The sequence below is a fragment of the Shinella sp. GW835-FHT14H05 genome (genome assembly GCF_058793575.1).
Window position 1 is genome coordinate 1 of sequence record NZ_JBXAFY010000012.1, and the last position, 19,927, is coordinate 19,927.

At 62.2% G+C, this 19,927-nt stretch carries 22 protein-coding genes and 2 pseudogenes; 17 read left to right on the plus strand and 7 right to left on the minus strand.

The genetic code is table 11. From position 1 onward, the window contains the following. Positions 1–495, plus strand: a pseudogene (locus AC1Q6Z_RS26675) (hypothetical protein); the annotation flags it as partial. Between the two features lie 37 nt (positions 496–532). Here the strand turns inward: AC1Q6Z_RS26675 and AC1Q6Z_RS26680 are convergent. Beyond that, positions 533–1,006, minus strand: a complete 474-nt coding sequence (locus AC1Q6Z_RS26680) for a type II toxin-antitoxin system VapC family toxin (protein WP_137935204.1) — start codon at positions 1,004–1,006, stop codon at positions 533–535. Beyond that, on the minus strand, positions 1,003–1,254 hold the full coding sequence (locus tag AC1Q6Z_RS26685; RefSeq protein ID WP_298799596.1) for a type II toxin-antitoxin system Phd/YefM family antitoxin: 252 nt from the start codon (positions 1,252–1,254) through the stop codon (positions 1,003–1,005). The genes AC1Q6Z_RS26680 and AC1Q6Z_RS26685 overlap by 4 nt, the downstream gene beginning before the upstream one ends. 313 nt (positions 1,255–1,567) lie before the next feature. Here AC1Q6Z_RS26685 and AC1Q6Z_RS26690 point away from each other — a divergent pair, with 313 nt between their 5' ends. The 7 genes and pseudogenes from AC1Q6Z_RS26690 (at position 1,568) to AC1Q6Z_RS26720 (ending at position 7,107) form a co-directional block, all read left to right on the plus strand. After that, complete coding sequence (locus AC1Q6Z_RS26690; RefSeq protein WP_137935206.1) at positions 1,568–2,494, plus strand: ArdC family protein; 927 nt, start codon at positions 1,568–1,570, stop codon at positions 2,492–2,494. Next, positions 2,494–3,042, plus strand: coding sequence for a hypothetical protein (locus AC1Q6Z_RS26695; RefSeq protein ID WP_137935207.1), 549 nt, complete (start codon positions 2,494–2,496; stop codon positions 3,040–3,042). The genes AC1Q6Z_RS26690 and AC1Q6Z_RS26695 overlap by 1 nt, the downstream gene beginning before the upstream one ends. Further along, positions 3,042–3,985, plus strand: a pseudogene (locus AC1Q6Z_RS26700) (hypothetical protein). The gene AC1Q6Z_RS26695 and the pseudogene AC1Q6Z_RS26700 overlap by 1 nt, the downstream one beginning before the upstream one ends. Positions 3,986–4,574: 589 nt before the next feature. Then, complete coding sequence (locus AC1Q6Z_RS26705; RefSeq protein ID WP_292870240.1) at positions 4,575–4,865, plus strand: hypothetical protein; 291 nt, start codon at positions 4,575–4,577, stop codon at positions 4,863–4,865. A 927-nt stretch (positions 4,866–5,792) separates the two neighbouring features. Next, positions 5,793–6,104, plus strand: coding sequence for a DUF736 domain-containing protein (locus AC1Q6Z_RS26710; protein WP_137935209.1), 312 nt, complete (start codon positions 5,793–5,795; stop codon positions 6,102–6,104). 317 nt (positions 6,105–6,421) lie between these two features. Then, complete coding sequence (locus tag AC1Q6Z_RS26715) at positions 6,422–6,589, plus strand: hypothetical protein (RefSeq protein WP_171026527.1); 168 nt, start codon at positions 6,422–6,424, stop codon at positions 6,587–6,589. Between the two features lie 344 nt (positions 6,590–6,933). Then, positions 6,934–7,107, plus strand: coding sequence for a hypothetical protein (locus AC1Q6Z_RS26720; RefSeq protein ID WP_171026528.1), 174 nt, complete (start codon positions 6,934–6,936; stop codon positions 7,105–7,107). A 43-nt stretch (positions 7,108–7,150) separates the two neighbouring features. Here AC1Q6Z_RS26720 and AC1Q6Z_RS26725 read toward each other — a convergent pair whose 3' ends face one another. Beyond that, positions 7,151–7,420, minus strand: coding sequence for a WGR domain-containing protein (locus AC1Q6Z_RS26725; protein WP_137935210.1), 270 nt, complete (start codon positions 7,418–7,420; stop codon positions 7,151–7,153). 615 nt (positions 7,421–8,035) lie between these two features. Here AC1Q6Z_RS26725 and repA point away from each other — a divergent pair. From repA to repC, 3 genes are all read left to right on the plus strand, one after another. Beyond that, positions 8,036–9,199: a plasmid partitioning protein RepA gene (gene repA, locus AC1Q6Z_RS26730; RefSeq protein WP_232375874.1), complete on the plus strand. Its 1,164-nt coding sequence runs from the start codon at positions 8,036–8,038 to the stop codon at positions 9,197–9,199. Beyond that, entirely contained in the window at positions 9,196–10,203 is a 1,008-nt protein-coding gene (gene repB, locus AC1Q6Z_RS26735) for a plasmid partitioning protein RepB (protein WP_137935212.1), read from the plus strand. Before repA ends, repB begins: the two co-directional genes overlap by 4 nt. 190 nt (positions 10,204–10,393) lie before the next feature. Beyond that, positions 10,394–11,608 carry a plasmid replication protein RepC gene (gene repC, locus AC1Q6Z_RS26740; protein ID WP_137935213.1) on the plus strand — a complete coding sequence of 405 codons (1,215 nt, stop codon included), beginning with the start codon at positions 10,394–10,396 and terminating at the stop codon, positions 11,606–11,608. A gap of 20 nt (positions 11,609–11,628) precedes the next feature. Here repC and AC1Q6Z_RS26745 read toward each other — a convergent pair whose 3' ends face one another. Together AC1Q6Z_RS26745 and AC1Q6Z_RS26750 are read right to left on the minus strand one after the other, a co-directional pair. Next, a complete protein-coding gene (locus tag AC1Q6Z_RS26745) occupies positions 11,629–12,009 on the minus strand; it encodes a hypothetical protein (RefSeq protein WP_137935214.1) in 381 nt (126 codons plus the stop codon). After that, positions 12,006–12,689, minus strand: coding sequence for a ParA family protein (locus AC1Q6Z_RS26750; RefSeq protein WP_171026529.1), 684 nt, complete (start codon positions 12,687–12,689; stop codon positions 12,006–12,008). Before AC1Q6Z_RS26750 ends, AC1Q6Z_RS26745 begins: the two co-directional genes overlap by 4 nt. Before the next feature lie 384 nt (positions 12,690–13,073). Here AC1Q6Z_RS26750 and AC1Q6Z_RS26755 point away from each other — a divergent pair, with 384 nt between their 5' ends. Both AC1Q6Z_RS26755 and AC1Q6Z_RS26760 read left to right on the plus strand, forming a co-directional pair. After that, a complete protein-coding gene (locus AC1Q6Z_RS26755; protein WP_492649889.1) occupies positions 13,074–13,544 on the plus strand; it encodes a MobC domain-containing protein in 471 nt (156 codons plus the stop codon). Further along, a complete protein-coding gene (locus tag AC1Q6Z_RS26760; protein WP_492649890.1) occupies positions 13,528–16,116 on the plus strand; it encodes a relaxase/mobilization nuclease domain-containing protein in 2,589 nt (862 codons plus the stop codon). Before AC1Q6Z_RS26755 ends, AC1Q6Z_RS26760 begins: the two co-directional genes overlap by 17 nt. A 10-nt stretch (positions 16,117–16,126) precedes the next feature. Here AC1Q6Z_RS26760 and AC1Q6Z_RS26765 read toward each other — a convergent pair whose 3' ends face one another. Next, complete coding sequence (locus AC1Q6Z_RS26765; protein ID WP_492649891.1) at positions 16,127–16,345, minus strand: hypothetical protein; 219 nt, start codon at positions 16,343–16,345, stop codon at positions 16,127–16,129. A 415-nt stretch (positions 16,346–16,760) separates the two neighbouring features. Between AC1Q6Z_RS26765 and AC1Q6Z_RS26770 the strand changes: the two genes are divergently transcribed. From AC1Q6Z_RS26770 to AC1Q6Z_RS26785, 4 genes are all read left to right on the plus strand, one after another. Continuing rightward, on the plus strand, positions 16,761–17,063 hold the full coding sequence (locus tag AC1Q6Z_RS26770; RefSeq protein ID WP_492649892.1) for a hypothetical protein: 303 nt from the start codon (positions 16,761–16,763) through the stop codon (positions 17,061–17,063). Then, positions 17,064–17,477, plus strand: coding sequence for a helix-turn-helix domain-containing protein (locus tag AC1Q6Z_RS26775; RefSeq protein ID WP_492649893.1), 414 nt, complete (start codon positions 17,064–17,066; stop codon positions 17,475–17,477). A 312-nt stretch (positions 17,478–17,789) separates the two neighbouring features. Then, positions 17,790–18,002 carry a hypothetical protein gene (locus tag AC1Q6Z_RS26780; RefSeq protein ID WP_492649894.1) on the plus strand — a complete coding sequence of 71 codons (213 nt, stop codon included), beginning with the start codon at positions 17,790–17,792 and terminating at the stop codon, positions 18,000–18,002. After that, positions 18,002–18,196 carry a hypothetical protein gene (locus tag AC1Q6Z_RS26785; RefSeq protein WP_492649895.1) on the plus strand — a complete coding sequence of 65 codons (195 nt, stop codon included), beginning with the start codon at positions 18,002–18,004 and terminating at the stop codon, positions 18,194–18,196. Before AC1Q6Z_RS26780 ends, AC1Q6Z_RS26785 begins: the two co-directional genes overlap by 1 nt. Here the strand turns inward: AC1Q6Z_RS26785 and AC1Q6Z_RS26790 are convergent. Further along, on the minus strand, positions 18,174–19,334 hold the full coding sequence (locus AC1Q6Z_RS26790; RefSeq protein WP_492649896.1) for a tyrosine-type recombinase/integrase: 1,161 nt from the start codon (positions 19,332–19,334) through the stop codon (positions 18,174–18,176). The genes AC1Q6Z_RS26785 and AC1Q6Z_RS26790 overlap by 23 nt on opposite strands. Between the last annotated feature and the right edge of the window lie 593 nt (positions 19,335–19,927).

The following is a 19,927-nucleotide window of genomic DNA, read 5'->3' on the forward strand; positions in this document are numbered from 1 at the left end:
GATGCCGCCCAGGCGATGCGGATCGCCGAAAGCTTCGGGACCGCCGTCGTCGACGGCGACGGCGTGCGCGACACGCATGAACGCCTGATCCTCGAAACCGTCGATGCTCTATCCGAAGGCCTCGGTGAGCGCGCGATGCAGATCCACCTGCAACGCATCGTCGGAGCCTTCGTCGGATCCGCCCATGGCGCTGGCCAGTTCTACTCGCGCGCCGTGACCGAAGCCCGCGATGCCACGGCCAAGGCCGCCAGCGATGCCCGTGACGACGACCGCGATGGCATTGTCGGTTACGACAGTTCCGCCCAGCGCAAGCGGGAATTTGCCGCCGACATGGGTATCCAGGCATTCTCGCTCCGCATGGCCGCCGAAGGCGCGGTTGCGGCCTACGAACACGCTGTCGGGGAAGCCTGGAAGCCCTTCGATCGCCCGATCGACAATCCTGGTCAGACCCTCGACCGCAAAGCGGCCGAAGCGCAGATGGACGCGCTCGGTTGAGCGATCAGGTGGGGCCGCGGCCCCACCATTTCCGTTGCTACCGGGGCCTATTGGCCCTTGGACTCAGCGGAAACTTGGCCGGGTCATCGGTCCATGGATCGAAAATTGCCGCGCCCGAGTGGCGCGTGTCTTTCACGTTGCGCGTGACGAGATAGAGCTCGTATTCGATCGCGGTCGCTGCCAGCATCGTATCGATCACGGGCGGTGGATGCCCAGTGTCCTTTTTGACTTCTCCCGAAATGCGTCCCCACAACCGCACGGCCTCGTCGCGCAGGGAAAGCACACGATCGCCAAACCGATCCGCAAGAGCGTCCCGCGACGCGATATAGCGCGAGCGGTCGGGATGGTCGTTTGGCAGGTTATGAATTCCCTTGTCATACTCGGCGAGTGTCAGGATGCTGAGATAGAAAGTCTCTTCGTCTTGACCAGTCGCCCATGCTTTTACGGAGGGAGCGCCCTGCGGGTTGGTCAGCGCGGCCACCACATTGGTATCGAGCAGCCATCCCCTCACAGCTCGACATCCCGGCCAAGGTCGTCGTCGCGTTCAAGATCCAGGCCCCCGAGATGCAACGCCTCCATGAAGTTGACGAACGGTACGCGTGGCGTAGCCGGTGTCAGGCGCTCGAATTCTTCGACGCTCATGATGACAACCGCATCATGTCCCCGAACGGTTACGCGTTGGGGACCGTCCTCACGGGCATGCCGGACAACCTCGCTGAAGCGCGCTTTCGCGTCCTCGAGTTTCCACCGCCCGCTCATTGTCGGGTTCACTGATCTGTTCGTACCTGAAAGTTGTGTTTGCTTGCCCATTCGTTCCACCTAGTCAGATGGTCAGATATATAGCATGTCCTTCGTTCCGACACCAGATCGAACCTGAAAAGGAAAGAAGAAAGGCGAGCGCCAGGCGACCCGTCCGGCTTCGGTCCTGCCGGAGCCGGGAACCCGCGCAAGGGCTTCGCCCTCCTCCACTTCGTTCCGGCGCTTAGCGTGCGCCGTGCCCCTATGGCTCCGGCTTCCGGACCGCCGTGACGGGGTCGCGATAGGCGCGACCTCTCGAACGGAGGTAAGGAAAATGAGGAAAAAGACCGAAGCGCAGCGCGTCGACATCTACACGCGCATCACCGACAGGATCGTCGAAGATCTCTCGAAGGGGGTCCGCCCATGGGTGCAGCCGTGGTGCGCGTCCAACATGGAAGGCAGGATCACCCGTCCCTTGCGGCACAACGGCCTTCCTTATAGCGGCATGAACGTCCTGCTCTTGTGGTCGGAGGGCATCGCGCGAGGGTTCTCCTCGCCGATGTGGATGACGTTCAAACAGGCGTTGGAGCTTGGCGCAGCCGTGCGCAAGGGCGAGTCCGGCGCGACCGTGGTCTTCGCCAGTCGCTTCAGCAAGTCCGAATCCGATGGTCATGGCGGTGAGATCGAGCGCGAAATCCCCTTCCTCAAGGCGTATACCGTCTTCAACGTTGCGCAAATTGACGGCTTGCCCGACCGGTACCACCACGCCGCAGCGCCAATTACCGATCCCGTCGAGCGGATCGAGCATGCCGATCGGTTCTTCCGCAACACCGGCGCGCATATCCGCCATGGCGGCGACCGGGCCTTCTTCAGCCCTGCGTCCGACCACATACAGATGCCAGTTGTCGAAAGTTTCAAGGATGCGGCCTCCTACGTGGCAACCGTGAGCCATGAGGCCACCCACTGGACGGCGCCGGCGCATCGCGTCGGCCGCGATCTCAGCCGCTACAGCAAGGATCGCAGCGAACGCGCCCGCGAAGAACTGATCGCTGAACTCGGCAGTTGCTTCCTCTGCGCCGATCTCGGCATCGTGCCCGAACTGGAGCCGCGCCCGGATCACGCATCCTACCTTCAGTCGTGGCTGCAGGTGCTCTCCGACGACAAGCGGGCGATCTTCGCTGCCGCCGCGCACGCTCAGCGCGCCGTCGCCTACCTTCACAGCCTGCAGCCGGCCGCGGCCGAAGAGCGGGAGGCAGCATAATGGCTCCCCTCCCCGCAAACCGCCTTCTGATCCTCGCCTGCTCGGCGACGAAGCGCGACGGCCCGGCCTATATGCCGGCCATCGAACGCTATGACGGCCCCCTATGGCAGACGCTGCGATCGGTGGACCCGCGTGGAGAGAAGGCGAAGGTCGCCTTTCTTTCCGCGCGCTTGGGGTTCCGTGCCGCATCCACGCCGATCGAAATCTACGACGCGCGCATGACCCCGGCGATCGCGGCCGAGATTAAGGCGGGCGATCTCGGAACGCGGTGGCCGAAGCAGAAGACCCAGCGCCGCGTCATCGCCTCCGGCGAGCATCCCGGAATGCACATCGCGACGCTGACGGGCTATGGGCGCATTCCCTTCTCGGATATCGCCCTCGTCGGCGGCCATCTTTATCTCGATGTCATGCGTCATCTCATCGATCTGTTCCGCGAGCGCGGACATATCGTCGGCGATGGGAGGATCACCGAGATCAACGGCTCCATCGGCATCATGCGGCGGGATCTTCGCCGCTGGCTTGACCGCGAATTCGCGGAGGGACGCTGATGCTCAACGCTCCGCCTGTTTTCGAGCCGGTGGGGGGAAACCCCTCCGCCATTCGCCTTCGCGCGCTGAGCCTTGGCGCTGGGGTGCAATCCACGACCCTCGCTTTGATGGCCGCCCACGGTGAGATCGGTCCGATGCCCGATTGTGCGATCTTCGCCGACACGGGCTGGGAGCCACAGGCTGTCTATGATCATCTCGAATGGCTCATGTCCGGCAACGTGTTGCCGTTTCCCGTGCATATCGTCTCCGCCGGCAATATTCGTGACGACCTGATCGGCGCCGGCGACGGCAAACGCTGGGCGTCGATCCCGGCCTTCGCAAAGACGGTAACGCCCGTCGGTGCGGCTGTCCCGGTCTACGACGAGGACGATGACGGAGAGCTGATCGAAATCGGCACACGCGCAACAGCCCGCGAGACCGTGTCGATCGGCATGATCCGCAGGCAGTGCACCACGGACTATAAAATCGTCCCGATCCGACGAAGGGTCCGAGAGCTTGCCGGCCTCGCCCGCAAGCGTTCCCCTGACCATGCCGTGGTGGAGCAATGGATCGGCATCAGCTGCGACGAGATCGTCCGGGCGAAGCCCAGCTTCGAGCCTGGCAGGTCAAGCGCTTTCCGTTGATCGAAAAGCGCATGAGCCGACGGGATTGTCTCGCCTGGCTGCGCCGGCACAGCTATCCTGATCCCCCAAAGAGCGCCTGCGTGGGGTGCCCGTTTCATGACAACGCGCGCTGGCGCTTCATGCGTGACCACGATTTTGCGGCGTGGGCCGACGCCATTGAGGTCGACCAGGCGCTACGCAATGGCATCAGCGGTATTCGCGGTGAGGTTTTTTTGCATCGCTCGTGCGTGCCGCTGGACGAGGCCGATCTCTCGACGGCGTCAGATCGCGGACAGCTCGACCTCTGGCCGAACGAATGCGAGGGGATGTGCGGTGTCTGACGACCCCCGTGAAAATCGGGGCCGCCGCTCCTGGTACGCCCCCAGACGCAACGGCCCCACTCCGCGACCACTCCCGGTCTTTCAGCGAACCGGGAGCGAGTGAAAGCTTAGCCACTCGCGATAGCTGCGGCTTTCATGAAAGTGCCAGGATATCGAAATCCTGCCATGAAATTCCAACGTCTTCGGTATCAGCCGGTGCCTGCGGTAGGGAGCCGCCCTCAACAGAGCACGGAGCGCTGCCGCGGGGGCAGTCGGTCCCGCCTCCTCTTCGAGCCGCTACGCTGAGGCTCCTGCGGCTGCCCTGTTTCCCGCGCCGGCGCGTCGAGAATTCCCGAAATCCCGGCCTCCGGCCGTCGCTATGCTCATTTCTCCGATGCTCTTCATCTCTCCAGATCTCGTCTAGCCCGCGTCGCGGCGCGTCGGCGAGATTGAGGTCCGGCCGCCGCCGGACCCGTACTTCCCGTCCCTCGTCCTGAAAGGAAAATCGATGACCAAACTGCATCCCCTCACCCAAACAGAGCACGATGCCATTTGCGATTATGCCCTGGAGCATGGGCGGTACTGGTAAGCCAGTCTGCGCGATTACTGGATGAACGCGCGAACCACAGGCGTCATGCAGGCGCTGCGAAACAGCCATGGCCCGAGCTGGTTGGTTTCGTTTTCACTGACGCGGGATGAATCTTCGGCAGGACCAATCCGTGCAATATCTGTCACCGCGGGCAATGGCGACATCTTCGAAGCGACCATGATGGGAGCCGATGATCCCTGGACGATCACCTACCCCGAAGGGCAAGACCGATTTTACGGAACCGAACTCGAGGTCCGCGCGCACATCAGGCAGCTCATCCTGTCTCGTGCGGCCGCAAAGGTCGCGCCGTAAGTCGACATGGGGAGTTACGCGGACGCTCGTCGACCTGGAGGCTGATTCTGTATCTTGTCTTTGGCCATCGCCTGCGGCGACCGCGCTCTATGCCTCCGGCACGTAGCCAGCCTTCGGCCGTCTTCGCCGATTCCGGTGACGATCGACTTGTCCGGGTCGGCGCTTCGCCACCTCTATTGTAGTCCCGGCCGCGCTGTCTTCTCCAGATGGGCGCGAACGGTCGCGCTGGCCCATGGTGATTGGCGCGGCAACCGGAAGACCAGGGAGCGCCCCGCCTTGGCAGGCGGGCTGAGCATCAGTCATCCGTTCGACGGCGGCAGCTCAGGTGAACCCGGCGGCATGGCGCTGCCAAGGTAGCAGATGACCGGAGTGCATGGAAGCGGTGCCCCTATGCCTGCGGAAGAAGAGGATTCCGTGTCATCAAGGGTGTCGTCGTCCTACCGGCATTCGAGGAAAACCCTCCGACAGCCAACGCGGAAGGAGCGATATCGTCGGCAGTGGGCTCAATCGTCTGCGGCGCCACACCGGACATATACCTGCAGCGCAGTGTCGCCGACGAGGTTGCCGGCGGGAGCGAAGAAGGCCTGACGATGACGGCCCGCCATTTTCGAGACCCTTCCGGTTTGGTCAACCCTGGCGCGGCCAACACGTCCTCGATGTGGCATGTCTGATCGGAGACCGGCTGCGCCTCGATCGTCCTCCCGCAACGGCCGTCTCCAACTTTCTTCCCCTGCCGGAACCCACCCCATTCGACAAGTCGAACAGGGACCCCGGGCCGCCGTCATTCCTCGCTGGACAAGAAAGCCGGCTCCGGCCGCCCTCCACTTCGTTCCGGCCCAAGGGGTGCGGTCCGATCGTCCCCGATCCTTTCGACAGCCATCGAGGTCGCGATGGACGCGACCCGAGCAACCCGAAAGGATCTCGAAAATGGCTATCATCGGCAACTTCTCCACCAACGGCAACCTCATCAGCGGCGCGGTCCGCACCCTGACGGTATCGATGAAGGCACGCCTGGTTCCGATCGAGCGCACCTCGCGCGACGCTCCCGACTTCCGCGTGATGGCGGGCATGGCCGAGGTCGGCGCAGGCTGGAACGCCACCTCCACCGACGGCGAACCCTACATCTCGGTCAAGCTCGACGACCCGAGCTTCAACGCCCCGATCAACGCGGCCCTGTGGCCGAGCCAGGCCGACGGCGACTACGACCTGGTCTGGAACCGCCAGAAGCGTGACGCCTGACATCGGAAGCCCCGCCTGCCAAGGCGGGGCGCTCCCCTCTTAAGATGAGCGGGAAACGGGCATCGAGCCCGCGTCCCGCTTTCCGGGTGCCATTCGGAGAGGAAAAGTCTGCTCAGTCCGTCCGAGGGTGCCATGGCGGCAGGCAGGCCTCAAGGACATCGTGGTTCCCCCAAATTTCAGTCCCGCCCCTTGAGGGCCGCGCCAGAAATTCGGCTCCCCCACTCGCCGGCTCCGCCGGTCGCGTTCCGCGATCCTTGACTCCTGCCTGCCACCATGACCGCGCGCGTCGTCTTTCACAAAACGTCAAGGAGACGACGATGACCTACGACCTCGACCGCACGATCCTCGAACTCGAAGCTGAAGCCCGCAACGCCGATCCGGCCGAGCGCCGTCAGATCGAGGCCGAACTCGGCCTGGCGCGGGCCGAACGGGAAACGATCCTGGCCGAACAGGACGGTCGCATGAGCGCCGAGCCGCCGTTCTAGGGGCGGTTTCTGCCGTGTCGACGGGCCAGCCGCGGATCGACCGACGCAGCCGGCGCGAAGCCCAGCTTCGCCTTTCCAGGCGGGAGGAAAGCGGCCGGAGGAGGAGAAAGGCCGGTTGCCGCTCCTTCCTTTCGATGCCCTGTCATCGGCATCGGGGATGTTGCATCCCTCCCGGCGCGCCGCAACCCGCCGCCGCCAGAATTTTCCCCGCCTGCGGCTCCTCGCGCGCCAAAATTCAGGTGCCGTCTGGTCCTCCGCATCCGCTGCGGCCGTCCCGGTGCAGCGCGCCTCTCCGGGTTGCCGCCTATCCCCGCAATGAAAGCTTATCGAAAGGAGTAGAGATCATGCGCCAACTCGCCAAATTCCTCACCGTCACCGGCCGACGCCTCCGCACCCTCGCCAAGGTCGCCGCCCAGTTCTTTCGCAAGGGCAAGCTCGGCCTGAAGATCGCGTTCAAGATCCCGTTCTTCGTCGAGATCGAAGTCGCCTTTGAGACTGACTGGACCCGACGTCGATGAGGCTTCCCGCGAGGCCCGTCGTCGCGGGCCTCCTCCCCCTCCCTCAGACGGCGCGGTCGGTTCGACTCGGTCCCGCAGGACGATAGCCGCGCGCCCGCTTCTGGCGTAGGAGATCGAGGAACAAGTGAACCGCCTCTTCCTCCCGCTCGAAATGATGCACCTTCTCCTGGCCCATCCTGCCGATGCGTCCCCATCGCCGTGTCAGGCAGGCCGTTCCGAACAGCGTCGGTTCGATCGTCATGGCGTAATACCGGGCCATGTTCTTCGTTGGCTCGGTGCGCTCGACATAAAGCTGGTAGGGCTGCGTGATCATGACGGAATCGTCGCTAATTGGGGCATTACTGTCCAACGACAATTCTGAATCGTTCGGACTTGATTGATTCACGTCGTTGATGGACGGCTGGACCGAGGAGAATCGGGCGAGATGCTTTGGCGATCGCGTGTTAGTCGATGCGCCGGGGAGCCCGAATACGGTGTCCGCCCATTCAACCCACCCCTCTCAAACTCTCCCCATGAAAGGTCAGGGCAGGATCTGCCGCCTCAAACACCCCACCCAAGGAAGGGCAAGCCCCTCCCTTGAACTCTACACTGGGGGAAGGGGATGGTTTCTTCCTCCCTTTCCTTAGACCCTATGCCTTTCCCGAGGGTGGCCCTTCGACGTGGACTTTTCGTTTTGCCTTGTTTCCCAAGGGGTTCAGCGAGTTGCCACATGGCAACTTTCGGCCCGGATCACCTATCCTGCTCCGCGGGAATCCTCATCGCTGGTTTCTACAAATCGCGTTAAGGTTTTGTTAACCCTATTTTCCTTGCCAACGATTGCGACTCGGAGCATTCTCGCCTACGACTTATTCGCCAACTTTGGAGAATTTTCGTAGTTATGTTGAAGGCTCGTAGTCAAGCCGCCGTTCCAGAGGCACCGAAGCCGTTGATGACCGACGTCATCGCGGGCGATGGCGCTGCGCTCTCCGAAGAGCTGCTTGCGATGCGCAAGGCGCTGTTCCCACCCGTTTCGAAAAAGACCCTTCGCTCTTTCTCCTCCGTCGAATCCGCGAAGTTAATTGGTATTGGCGACGCATACCTTCGTCAGCTTTCTCTTGGCGGGAAGGGCCCCCAGCCGGAAATCGGGTCTGGCGGCCGCCGCTGGTATAGCCTGGACCAGATTAATCAGATTCGCGCCGTCTTGGATGAGAATTCGAAGAGCAAGAATTATGTCCACCGGCGCAGGCCGGGTGAGCATTGCCAAGTCATGGCCGTCGTCAATTTCAAAGGTGGCAGCGGCAAGACCACGACCGCCGCTCATCTCGCGCAATATCTAGCGCTCCAGGGCTATCGCGTCCTTGGTGTCGATCTCGATCCGCAGGCCTCTATGACGGCATTGCACGGGTATCAGCCCGAGTATGACATCCAGGCGAATGAAACCATGTACGCTGCAATCCGCTACGATGATAAGCGGCGTCCCCTCTCGGAGATCATCAAGCCGACCTACTTCACCGGCCTCGATCTTATTCCCGGCAATTTGGAGCTGATGGAATATGAGCACGATACGCCCCGGGCCCTTGCAGAGCGATCCACGGAGCCCTTTTTCGGTCGCGTTGCATCCGCGCTCGGTTCCGTGGAAGCCAGATACGATGTGATCGTGATCGACTGCCCGCCACAGCTCGGTTTCCTGACACTGGGAGCGCTTTGCGCTTCGACGGGTCTGTTGATCACCGCCCATCCGCAGATGCTCGACGTCATGTCGATGTGCCAATTCCTGCTAATGACGTCCGACCTGCTCAGTGTGGTGCAAGATGCCGGTGGTGATCTCGACTATGATTTCATCCGATATGTCGTGACCCGTTACGAACCATCTGACGGCCCACAGGCGCAGATGGTCGGCTTCATGCGCTCGCTGTTTCGCGAAAGAGTGCTCACAAACACAATGCTGAAATCGACGGCAATTTCCGACGCTGGCTTGTCGAAGCAGACCCTGTACGAGGTGGGCCGTGAGAACTTCGCCAGGTCGACGTATGACCGGGCCATCGAGTCGCTCGATGCCGTAAACGGGGAAATCGAGAGCCTGATGAAGCAGGCCTGGGGGAGGGCGTCATGAGCCGCAAGGATACGCTCAAAGCCATGCTTTCCAGGCGAGACAGCGAGTTGCCACATGGCAACTCCGATGAGGAAGCGCACGAACTTGAAGCGGGCCAAGAGAAGAAGCTTCAGCATATCCGCTCGGGCGCCGTTGGGGCCATGGGACGATCGTTGGGCAACATTGTTAGCGCCGCAGACCAGGCGCGTGCCCTGATCGCGGAGGGGGCGGCAGTTGTCGATATCGCCCCCGACTTGATCGACAGCTCCTTCGTCTCCGATCGTCTGACGGATGACGGCGATAGCTTCCAGCAACTGCTGGAGGCTATCCGCACCTCCGGTCAGAGGAGCCCGGTCCTTTTGAGGCCGCACCCTGAAAAGTCTGATCGCTACCAGGTCGTCTTTGGTCATAGGCGCGTGCGCGTTGCCACCGCACTCCGGCGCCCCGTCAAAGCGGTCGTGAAGAACCTGTCCGACGAAGAACTGGTCGTTGCACAAGGTCAGGAAAACGCAGCGCGGGCCGACCTTAGCTATATCGAGCGCGGCCTGTTTGCTCTCGCACTCGAGGAGCGCGGCTTCGACCGGCAGGTAATCATGTCCGCATTGGGGATGGAGAAGACCCAACTCTCAAAACTTATGAGCGTCGCGCACTCGGTGCCCAGATCGATCATCGAAGCAATTGGACCAGCCCCGAAGGCTGGACGACCGCGCTGGATGGGATTGGCCGAGAAGCTCGCGGCAAGCAAGCCGAAGGCACTCGACGGTCTTCTGCAGAGCAAGGAATTCCGGGCTGCTGACACCGACGACCGCTTCGCGATGGTGATGGATGTGCTGACAGCAAAGCGCAAGGGAGTGAAACCCGAGACCGTCAAGTCAGAAAGCGGCCAGAAACTCGCGACCGTGCAGAGATCTGCCAAGGCCCTCAATCTGAGTTTCGATGAGAAATCTTCGCCTGCATTCGGCGATTTTGTGATCAGCAAACTCGAGCAGCTTCATCGTGAATATCAGGCGTCGATGGAGAGCTGACGTGGTTTACTTCTAGGACGACGGAAAGGATCAATCCGCAAAAGAAAAAGGCCCCCAATCGGTAAACCGTGGAAGCCTTCCTCGTATTCTGTAGCAAGATCGAGAATCGCATTTCCACGAATCACAGTCAAGAGTCTTTGGCACCGTTTTGGTGAGTGGATTTCTTTTGCCCTTTGAAAGGTGAAAGAAAATGCAAATTGGACGTGTGACAACGCCCCATGGGCGGCCGATGACGCTTGCCCTGGTGAGAGGCCAGCTCGAAACTGCCGACCGCGGCGCGGGCAAGGCGGTCAATAAGTGGAAAGTCTTCAATGACGTCGGCGAGGCGAAGGATGTGTTCGGCCTCCAGGATCGTTCGATAACGGTGCTGCAGGCACTGCTGAGCTTCTATCCGAGCGATGAACTCGCGGATGAGAGCGGTGGTCTGGTCGTTTTTCCGTCGAACAATCAGCTGTCGCTGCGCGCGCACGGCATCGCCGGCACGACCTTGCGCCGGCATCTTGCCGCGCTGGTCGATGCCGGCCTGATCGAGCGCCGCGATAGCCCGAACGGCAAGCGCTATGCGCATCGGGGTAGGGGAGGGGACATTGAGGCTGCTTTCGGCTTCAGCCTCGCGCCTCTGCTCGCCCGTGCGAGCGAGTTGGCCAGCCTGGCGCAACAGGTCGCTGCCGAGCGTCTTCAATTCAAGCGCGCGAAAGAGGCGTTGTCGCTTTGCCGCCGTGACGTTCGCAAGCTGATCTCAGCCGCCATGGACGAGGGCGCGGATGGCGATTGGGAGGCGATCGAGGCGATGTACATTGCGCTCCTGGCCCGTCTGCCGCGCTCTCCTCGTCGTCAGGACGTCGATGCGGTGCTCGAAGAAATGGCGCTTTTGCGTGAGGAAATCATCAACCGACTGGAAATTCAGGTAAAAGCAGAAAAAACGGGTGTCAATGACAGCCATGGCAGTCGTCACATACAGAATTCAAAACCCGAATCCTTCCATGAACTTGAACCTCGCTCCGAAAAAGAGCAGGGCGAGATGCCGAGCCCGAAACCGAACCGGACTGCCGAGCCTTTGAAAGCTTACCCGTTGCCACTGGTGTTGAGGGCCTGCCCGCAGATTGCCGACTACGCGGCCGGCGGCCGGATCGAGAGTTGGCGCGAGCTGATGACGGCCGCCGTAACCGTCCGATCGGCGCTCGGGGTCAGCCCGTCGGCCTATCAGGAGGCTTGCGAGGTGATGGGGCCGGAGAATGCCGCGATTGCGGTCGCCTGCATCCTGGAGCGGGCCGAGCACATCACCTCGCCCGGCGGCTATCTGCGCGATCTCAGCCGCAAGGCGGCGCGTGGTGAATTCGGGCTCGGGCCGATGCTGATGGCGGCGCTCAGGGCGAATGGGGAGGCCGCAAAGCGAAGCGCGTGATGACCTCTCCCTTTTCCCGCTCAGGAAATATCGGGAATCCGCTCGGCGATCTTTTCGAGATAGTCGTCGATCGCCTCCTCGATGTAGGAGTTGAACTTCCGCCGCTCGATCGCAGCGAGGATCTTCAGCTTCTTGTGGACCTCGGCGCGGATATGGATGCCGGTGGTGACTTTCTCGGTGTCGCGGAAGCGTTTGCCGGCAACCGGGTCGCGGCTTTCGCCCCTGGCCACCATGTTGCGGAGCTGGCCGCGCGCCAATGGCGGCTTCGCTGATGGTGCCGGCGCCTGGTCTTCTTCAGCGGATTTTGCGGGGGAAACCATCTTTTCGCGAACCGAAGGGCGATCGCGGCCTGTCGAGATCAATCCGAGGACGAGGTTCTTGCTGTCTACGCCGTCGCTCATCGCTTTGCCTCGCTTGTCTTCGACCGGTAGAGGGCAAGCAACTCGCCAAGGAGCGTTTCCATCTCGGCGATCGCCTTCGGATCAGGCTTCGCTGATGTCTGGAGCGTGCCGGCGGCGCCAATCGATTGATAGGACGCGCGGCGCGCGATCGGTTGGCTGGCGAGAGCGACACCGCTCTCGCGTAAAATTTCCCGGAGCGGCTCATGCGCCTTGGCGCGGCCGGTCACCAGATCGTGCTGGTTGATGACGATCATCGTCGAGAGCTTGCGCTTCTGATCCTCTTCGACCACCGGCACATGGTTCAGCGCGAGCTGCATGCCGGCAACGACGTCGTCCTGGGTCGTCTGCAGCGGGATCAGCACGATGTCGGCACAGTAGAGGCCGGCGAACAGGTTTTCGTTGGTCGTGCCCTCGACATCGACGAAGACGATCTTGCCCTCCTGCTGATGATGGAGAGCGAGCTTGTAGATCTGGTTGGGATCGAGGCAGCTTTCGGCTTCCAGCCGGTCGGGCCAGACGTCCATCTTTTTCGACATCGTGACCCAGCGCATCGTATTGGCGCGACTGTCGGCATCGATCAGGAAGACGTCGTTGCCGGCATGGGCGGCCGTGCCGGAGAGAGCGCGGACGAGGGTGGTCTTGCCGGTTCCGCCCTTGGGATTGGCGATGGTGACGATCATGATGGCTCCTTCATTCTGAGAATAAACTATAGTTATTTCCTCGCTTGTCTTTCCGCAATGCATTCGTTGCCCTTTGTTCGTTCACCGTTGATGATTGTCGATTGCTGATTGACCGCCGACAACGGGCAATGACCAACAGACAATTGCCAGTTGCCCGTTGACAATGAGTAACGGAAGCGCGGTTAACTGTCAGTGATTAATGGGTAATTGGGCGATTGCCAGTGATATCGCTAGCAATGATCGCACGAACAACGGGGAACTGTTAACGGGCCGGGTGGCGTTGGAGGTGCGTGGTTGTGGTGGGAGCTTGGGCGAGAGTGTTTGTATTGTGATGATGAATTGTAATAAAATATATTTTAGTTATAGGTGGCAGGATAGTCAAGTTTGTGGTACAAACTCGACGTCGCCCCGCCTTCGGCAGGGCAGTGGTTCGCGCCTCTGGCGCTCTGGGTCGCCTCCGGCAACCTGGCAAGCGGGAAGGAAGACATGCGCAGCGAAGTGGTGAGGGTCCGACTGCAGCCGGAAGAGCGCCAGGCGCTTGCCGCGCTTTGCGGGGAAAGCCGCACCGCCAGCGACGTCATCCGGCTGCTGTTCCGCGAACAGGCGGGCCTGCCGCTCCCCGTCGGACCAGCGGAGGCCGAGGCCCTTCGCGGCACGAATGAGGAACTTCGGCGCATCGGCATCAACCTCAATCAGGCGGTCCGGGCGATGAACGAGGGGCGGGTCGGTTACGAAACGCATCTCGACGCCGCTCTGCGCACGCTCCTCGACGGCGTGTTCCGGCTGCGCGCGGACGTGGACCTGATGCTGCGGATCAGCCGCAAGGAGCGGAGGGCAGATGGCCATGGCGCATGACTGGTCCGGGCTGCTCGGCGAGATCGAGGCTTTATCCGCCCGCCGTGCCGCTTCGCTGATAGACGAGGAAGAGGAATTGCGCCGGCGGCGCGCCAGCGTTTTCGGTCTTTCGGCCAGGGAACCGGGGCAACGCTTCGTTCCCACAGAGATCGCGAAAAAAGCGACTGCCGGGGCTTTCGTGCCTTCGAGCGAGCCGACGATTGCATCGATCCTGCAGGCGCCGAAGGGATCGCAGCGAGGTATTATTGAGCTGGTCGGTTCTCTTGGTGCCGCTGGCCGCAATGGCGAGGAGGAAGACGAGCCGAAGGTGTCGACCGGCGGAGGAGGGGGCGGTGGTTCGTCCGCGCGCGCGTCGCGCATTGCTCGGCCGACGACCACGCGACAGGCGGCAATGAATCGGACGTCGGCAGAGACAGCAAGCCGTGCAGCGATTGCCGCCGGCGCGCAGCCGGTCGTGATCAAGGTGACGTCGACCGTGTCCAGTCGCGCATCGGCCGCTGGCCTGATGACCTATCTCGGCACGCGCGAGGTCGAAATGGAGAACGGCGATAGGGCCAAGGTCGACATTTCGATCTATGATCAGGAAGGTGTTGCTATTTCCAGCCGGGAGGACAGGGCGGCGGCGCTGGCCGAATGGACTGCTGATTTCCGCGAGGCATATGCGGTCAACGCGCTCGCCACCTTCTCCATCAAGCTTGCCGATGAGGTCGATGATACGGCCCTTCACGACGCCCTGAACGTCTCCTTCAGCTCGAAACCCTTTCTCTATTCCCGGCATCCCGATGGACAGGTCGCGGTTTTTGCTGCGACCGATCTGCCGGCCAAGCGGATCGCCGGCGCGCTGAAGGCCCGCGAGAAGGGCGAGGGGCCGGTGCGCGTCGTCGAAAATGCGGAGGGCGATTTCGTGCGCTGGCTGGCCGACGCCGGCGTCTCGGCCGAGGTTCGCATTCTCGGCGCAGCTGTCTCGGAGAAATCCGGCCGCTACTTCCTCGAGAAATTCCTGCGGACGGAGAAGTCCATCACCACCAGTGAAGGCGATCCGGTCAAGCGCGGTTCCAGCGCCAAGGAGAGGGCCGTTGGCATCTGGCGGGCCTGGTCCTCGCATATTCGCACCGTCGAGCCGCGCAACGCTTTCCACATCATTTTCTCGGCGCGGGCCGGGACCGATCCGGAGGCGATGACCCGCACTGTTCGGGATTTCCTCAGCGAGCAAGTTGCCGGGCACCGCTGGATCACGGCGCATCACCCGGAAACCGGCCATGTTCATGTCCATGCGATGATCTCGGCGCGCGACGATGTCGGCAAGGCGCTGCGGCTCACCAAGTCGGAGCTGTACGAATGGCGCGAGCGCTTCGCGGCGAAGGCGCGGGAGCAGGGCATCGCCATGGTCGCCACCCGGCGCGCAGATGTGGCAGCCACGCGGCCTTATAGCCAGGCGCAGGCTGGCGCGTACGAACGCGGTAAGCAAGATCCTCGCTATCTCAAGACGACCGGCGTCACCAAGCGCGTCGAGCGCAAGCGCGCCGGCGTCGTCGACCGTGCCTCGCTCACCAATGGCAATCTCGCGCTTGCCCCGAAATGGCAGGCGACCGCGAGCGCCCTGCAGCGGGCCGGCGCGGAGCTATCGGTGATTGCGGCGGCCGACCGGTTCGCAGCCGCGGCCACCGCTCAAGCACCGCATGCTGCTGCTCGGGCCAGCGGCTTCGTCCTCCTCCGGTTGGAAGTCCAACAGGCCATGGAGCGCGAGACGATGGCGGTGATTGTCGAGGAGGCCATCGGCGTCGAGGCCAAGTTGATTTCCGCCGAGGGCAAGTCCGTCCAAGTCCTGGCGCCCACGACTGCGAGCGTCAGCAAGATCGAGCGCGAGCTGGCCAGGCAGAACGACGAGTTTGGTCCCGGTCCCGAGATGCGTTCCGTCGCCGGAGATTTCCAGGCGCGGTTGCTGGCGCATGGATTGCGCGCCGCCGTCATCGTCGAGGCGGCCGGCTCAGCAAAGGATAATGCACCGTCGCCCTGGCTGCAGAAGCGTTTTGATGCCCTTGCGCAGCGCTCCGGCGCGCCGTCGGACGAGCCACTGGCGGAATTCAAGACTCTGATCGCGACCATTCAACAGCAGAAGGAAAAGGCCATGCCCCTATCGTTGGAACAGTTCGACGAGCGCGTCTCACGGGCGAACAAATCCATGGACCGCCTGGAGACGATGGTCGACAGCAGCGCGGAGCGTCAGGCCGTCGAGGAGATGCGCAAGGAAATCTCCGCGCTGTTCGAAGAGCAGCGTCGTGACATCCAGATGCAGCAGATGCGCTCGGTCAACGACACAGCGGGGGCAGGGGGCACGCCGCCGCCGGCGCGCGTCGACGAGTCGCGCACTCAGGATCGGCCAGCGCCGGCAACCGTCGATCCCGCAATCGCGGCCCAACAGCAGACCATTGCCGCGGGTCGCGCTTCCCGCGCGGCGCGAGAACAGGCTGGCGCGTCGAGGGCTGCCCAGGACGAGCAGCGTCAGCAGATCCTTCGGCAGGCGGAACAGGAACGTCAGCGCGGCAACGACCGCGACGGGGCCGAACGGTAGGTGCGCTTCCCTATTCCTCCATCAAGCCGTCGAAGACTTCCAGGAGGGCGTTGACGATGGCCTGGCCAAGCGCATTGGCCGCGGCGGCAATCTCATCGTCGCCCTGATCTCGGGTGGCGATCGCAAGGTTGCCACCCTCCTCCGTGACAATCGCCTTAGCTCTCTCGATGGCCCAAAGGGCGAAATCGCTCCGGTTGGAGATCGTCATCGTCTCGCTGGTCTCATCCATGGCGTTTACTCTCCGTCGGCGCAGCACAACCCGCTGGCAGTTTCCCTCTTCTCGAAATCCAGCCATATCGCTTGGCGGGTATCGGGGGAACCATCTTCAGAGTCTTATCTTCGGACTGAATTCATTCGGCATTTTTGCGTCTGAATGTTTGCGCCGCGCCGCGTGATCGCCTAGACTCACGGGTGAAGCAGTGACGCGCTGCTTTAGGGCGTGGAAACCCTTGTACACGGGTACGAGTGCCGACCTGTAACGGTACTATCTCCTTGACCTTATGGTCGGGGAGCCTGCGGCGTATGCAACAGGTTCTCCGAACTAAAGGCCGTGGGGATCGTGTGTACACGGTTTTCCAACTCCCCGATCACCAGGGGTCAAAGAGCAGCGCGGGGGCGTACCGCAAGCTCTTGGAGGAAACCGAGTGTCAGCAGAGCCCTCCTATATATTCTACACCTATTCGTCCGCGATCGACCCGTTGGAGGCGCGCTGGCGCGACGACGGCATTGGTGGCGCGTTCTTCGGCAATGCCGAGACGGCTCGCGCCGCAATCGTCGAACTGCGTGATGCGGTTGCCGACGAGCCGGGTCACGAGTGGCCGCCGATGCGCCTGGAGCGGATCGAAACCGTGCCAGTAACGAGGGATGCGTTCCTCGCGCTGCTTAACGACGGCGTCGGTGCCATCGTAAAGACCTACGACATCATCGAGACGATCGGAGAAAATTGAATGGCGAAGGTCCCCGATCCGATCGACGTCGAAGTCGGCGGCAAGATCAAGGCGCAGCGCCGGCTGGCCGGTATGAGCCAGAATATTTTGGCCGACCGGCTCGGCGTCACCTTCCAGCAGATCCAGAAATACGAAAAGGGCACCAACCGTGTCAGCTCAAGCCGTTTGGCCATGATCGCGGACGTCTTCGGCGTCCCGCCCGCCTATTTCTTCCCGGGCTCAACGATCGACTCTGGTCAAGCCGTGGCGGCCGCCGCGCCGGAACTGGTCAGCTTCATCGAGACCAACGAGGGCCGAGACCTCAACGTTGCGTTCGCGCGGATCAGCTCGCACACCATGCGCAGGAAGGTCGTTGGCCTCGTGACGGCCTTGGCCGCTGCGCTTTCTTCCGGGGAGGGTGCCGCCGGCGAATAGCGCCTGAAGCGCATAATTTCGTTAGGTGGTTCTTGAAGAATGCTGCGATGCAGCATACATACAGATTGTCGGAGCTGCACTCCTCCTCCCAGCAGCTTCGGGCAACGACTGGCAACCCTCCTCCTCCCAGTTGTCAGTCAGAATCGAAGCCCGGTGCATCTCCTCCCGCACCGGGCTTTATCATTTCTGGTCGAAGCAATGTCGGGGCGCGGAGGGCAGGGGTGGCGGACGATATCTATTAGCGACCGAATCGACTTGGATGAGCTGGCGTGCGGCTGTAGATGGGCCTCCACCGATAGGTAGGAGTCGGGGATGAACTGGAAACTGAAGCGCGTCCGGCAATGTGCGAAATGTCCTTGGAAGGTATCCACGGACCCGCACGATATTCCGGACGGCTACAGCGAGGCGCTGCATCGCTCTCTGGCCAGCACCATCGCGGAACCCGGATCGCTGGTCGGCACGGGCCGAGCCATGGCCTGCCATGAGCATCCCCGGGAGACGAAGCGTACTGTGTCGGCTGGCTGATGAGCCAGATCGGAAATGGCAATAACATTCCGCTGCGTCTTCAGGTCAGATCTTGCGAGAATATCGACGCCGTTGTTCTCGACGGTCCGCAGCATGAACGGTTTGAAGACACGCTGCCGAAAGAGACGGCCAGGACAGCGTGCGAGGACACCTTCCGCCGATGGCGGCTGATCAAAGCCCTGCCGCCTTCGTGAGGTTGACGCGGAACCGGTCGCGCCGGCGCTGGTAGCGACGGGTCATCTCCGCCGAGGCATGGCCGAGCTGCCTCTGCACATGGCGCTCGTCGACTTCCGCCGAGGAGGCGAGGCCGGCGCGCAGTGAGTGGCCGGCGAACTTCTGGCCGCGCTCCGCCTCGGAAAGCTCACCACGGACGCCGGCGGCGAGTGCGGTCTTCTTGACGAGGCGCGCGATCTCCTGATCGCTCAGCCGGTCCGGCCCGACGTCCTTTCCTTTTCCGGTCACGCGACGGAAGAGGGGTCCTTTGGCGAGCTTGGCGAATTTGATCCAGCTTTCTAGCGCGGCGACAGGGCAGGTGGCGTCGGACGAGCCGCGGCCGATCTCGACCTCGCGCCACCCGGTCTTGCCGCGTAGGGTCAGCAACGCGCCCTTATCGAGTAACTCGACCCAGCCACGCCCGTCGTCCGTCTGGTCGCGACCAAGGTCGAGACCGGTAATCTCCGAGCGGCGCAGGCCGCCGGCGAAACCGACGAGCAGCATGGCGCGGTCGCGCAGGCCGCGCAGCGAGCCGCGGTCAAGCGTTTCGAGCATGGCGATCAGGTCTTCCGGCATGATCGCTTCCTTGTGCCGAGGCGGGGCGGCGTGCTTGTTTCGAATCCCGGCCATGACGGTGGCGATCGCCCGGTCCTTGCGATCGAGCTGTTGCTCACCGCGTTGGGCATAGTTCCAGCCGAGAGCGGCGAGGCGCCGCTCGATGGTCGAGACACTGTCGGATTTGCCGCCGCGTTTCGTGGTGTGAGTGGCACCGCCGGACGCGGTGCCACTGGCACAGGCGGTGATATAGAGCCCGACGACCCGCGGGTCCGGGGGGAGGGGAGAAAGGTTCTGGCGCCGGCACCAGGCGTTAAAATGCTTCCAATCCGCCGCATAGGCCCGCCGCGTATTGGCCGAACTCGCGGCCGCGACGTAACCGCGCGCGCGCTCGGTCAGATCCTGCAGATGCGCGGGCAGGCCTGCGTTGCTTTCGGCAGGAGGGGCGGGGAGTTCGGCCGCCAGCCCGGCCGCGGAAACACCAGCAGAAACTGCTGTGCTGTGCGGCGGCGCAGAGCTTTCCGGAGCATGAATTTCGCTGTTTTCGTCGATGATTTGCGCCATTTCTCTATAATGAAGAAAATGAATGATAATGCAAACTTATCGGACATTATGTAGTTACGACTGGATGTGCGGTTTATGTCGGTATTGGTGGCGTAATAGCGCGTATGATTTGCTCTTCCGAGAAGGGATTTGATCGTGAGCATGTCATCTGCGTCGCCCACATAGTCCACCCAACTGCCAGCCTGTGGGTCCCTTACAACGTGGCAAAGGTCATGCTGATTTTCAAAACATTGTGTTCCACGTTGGCGCTGAGGTTTGAACGGCGGCCCGGGATGCTCATAGGTTGCCTGCAGGATAGAGATCGGTGACCGTGAAGCGCGGAGCTGTAAGCTCGACTTTGGTCCCGAGTAGCAATCGCGAGATTGCGACATGGCCCGGCGACGCGACAAGCATTTTCAACGTCCGAGATCGCCATCGTCTTCGGGATCCCGCGCAGCCGATTTGAAGGTCGGTAAAGTCTTCAATAATCAGATCTGGAGCACGTCCTGCAATCGATGAATCCCTTGTGATGTGACTGCGGCGTTTGCGGATGATTAAACATGCACATTGATGGATGCGGACGATTGGAAAAGCGCTGAGCGGGCATCCTCGAT